Source organism: Modestobacter altitudinis (assembly GCF_005930475.1).
In the GTDB taxonomy this organism is placed as follows: domain Bacteria; phylum Actinomycetota; class Actinomycetes; order Mycobacteriales; family Geodermatophilaceae; genus Modestobacter; species Modestobacter altitudinis.
In genome coordinates this window covers 1-2,003 of the sequence record NZ_SJEW01000142.1, presented here as the reverse complement: position 1 = coordinate 2,003, position 2,003 = coordinate 1, and the positions used below count along the sequence as shown (strand labels likewise).

Genomic DNA, 2,003 nt, shown 5'->3' with positions numbered 1-2,003 from the left:
GGGTTACGGAGTGCCCACGACGAACGAGTTGGCGACACCGGACCGGGTGGGGCGCTACAACCACTTCTCCGGTGGGGCCTCGATCTACTGGACGCCGACCACTGGCGCGCACGCCGTGCAGGGACGGATCCGGGACCTGTGGGCGCAGTTGGGCTGGGAGACGGGGTCGCTGGGCTATCCGACCAGCGACGAGAAGGCGACCGCTGATGGCGAGGGGCGGCAGAACACCTTCAGCAACGGTGCGGTGGTCTGGGCCCCGGCTGGGGGTGCGCATGCGGTGGTCGGGTCGATCTACAAGCGCTACGCCGAGCTCGGCGGGGTGGCCTCGAAGCTGGGGTACCCAACCAGCAACGAGGTCGCCGCGACCGGCGGGCGGGCCAGCACCTTCCAACACGGCAAGATCACTTGGAACGCGACCACCGGGAAGACCACCGTCACCTACAAGTGACCACCACGGGCCGGCTGCTGCTGCGCAGCCGGCCCGTGGCACGTCCCGGCCCGTTCGGGCCGGACACCATCCGCACTGTCTTCCGAGGCTCCTGTGTCCCGTTCCACCTGCCGTGCCCTGGTCGGCGGTGTCCTGCTGCTCGCGCTGACCGGCGTCGTCACGGTCGACCGGACCGCAGCTTGAGCCGACGAGCCGGTCCGCCCGACCGGTGACCGGGTCTTCCAGCTCTCCGGGCTCGGCTACGGACACGGGCACGGGCTGAGCCAGTACGGCGCCTACGGCGCGGCGACGCAAGGTGTGGCTGCGTCGGCGATCCTCGACTTCTACCACCCCGGGACGGTGAGCTCCCGGACGTCCCGGACGTCCCGTACGTCCATCAGGGTGCTGGTCACCCACGACGGCACCGACGTGCGCGTGTTGCCCGACGCCGCGCTCGCCGTGACCGACGGAGCCACCGGTCGATCCGCGCTGCTGCCGACGGGTCTGGGCGCACTGCAGTGGCGGGCGGTGCGCAGCGGACCCGGCATCGCGCTGCAGTACACGGTGGACGGGTCGGTCTGGAAGCCCTGGTCGATGCCCGGCGGCCCGGAGGCCCTGGCCGGCCCGGTGTCGTTCGGGGGACCGGAGATCACCCGTACCGTCGTCCCGGCCGGGACTCGCGGGTACCGGGATCAGGTGCAGGCAGTCGTCTCGGGGTCGACGCTGCACACGGTCAACGAACCGGCGCTCGACGACTACCTGCGCGGCGTCGTGCCGCGTGAGTCCCCGTCCTCCTGGCCGGCCCCGGCGCTGCAGGCGCAGGCCGTTGCCGCCCGGTCCTACGCGGTCTACGCCATCGAGCACCACGCCCGCAGCCGGTACCACGACGTCTGCGACACCACTTCGTGCCAGGTGTACAGCGGGGCGCGCAGCCATGCCGGGTCCGCGGTCACCGACCTGGAGCCGGCGAGCACGGACCCAACCGTCGCGGCGACCGCACTGCACGTGCACACCTACGCCGGTGCCACCGTGTTCGCGCAGTTCTCCTCCGCGAACGGCGGATGGACCGCCGCCGGCAACCAGCCCCATCTCACCGCGCGGGAGGACCCCTGGGACGGGGTCACCGGGTTCAGCGCGCACTCCTGGACGACGAGCGTGGCGGCATCGACGATCGAGGCCACGTACCTGGGCATCGGCCGGCTCGTCGAGCTCCGGGTCAGTGCCCGCGACGGCAACGGCGACTGGGGAGGTCGGGTCACCTCGGTGGTGTTGACCGGCTCGGCCAGAACCGTGACCGTCATCGGAGAGACCTCCCGGTCTGTCACCGGCATCAGGAGCACCTGGTTCCTGGTGACCAACGCCGCGGACGCCCTCGCCGGGCGCTATGCCTCGGACGCCGGTTGGCGGGCGCTCCTGGGCGCGCCGATCGGTGGGGAGTCGTCGACACCCGGGGTGTCGTGGCAGCAGTACGAGCGTGGGTATGCGTACTGGACGGCGGCGACGGGTGCGCATTCGGTGTCGGGCCAGATCTGGGGTGTGTACATGGCCGCCGGGGGTCCGACGGTGCTGGGTGCGC

At 71.7% G+C, this 2,003-nt stretch carries 2 protein-coding genes; both read left to right on the top strand.

Annotated elements, in window-relative coordinates:
- On the top strand, positions 1-448 hold a 448-nt coding region (locus FHL79_RS24795; RefSeq protein ID WP_369333702.1), incomplete at its 5' end, for an LGFP repeat-containing protein.
- 297 nt (positions 449-745) lie between these two features.
- Positions 746-2,003 (top strand): SpoIID/LytB domain-containing protein (locus FHL79_RS26045; RefSeq protein ID WP_171058341.1); only part of this gene is annotated, 1,258 nt, incomplete at its 3' end.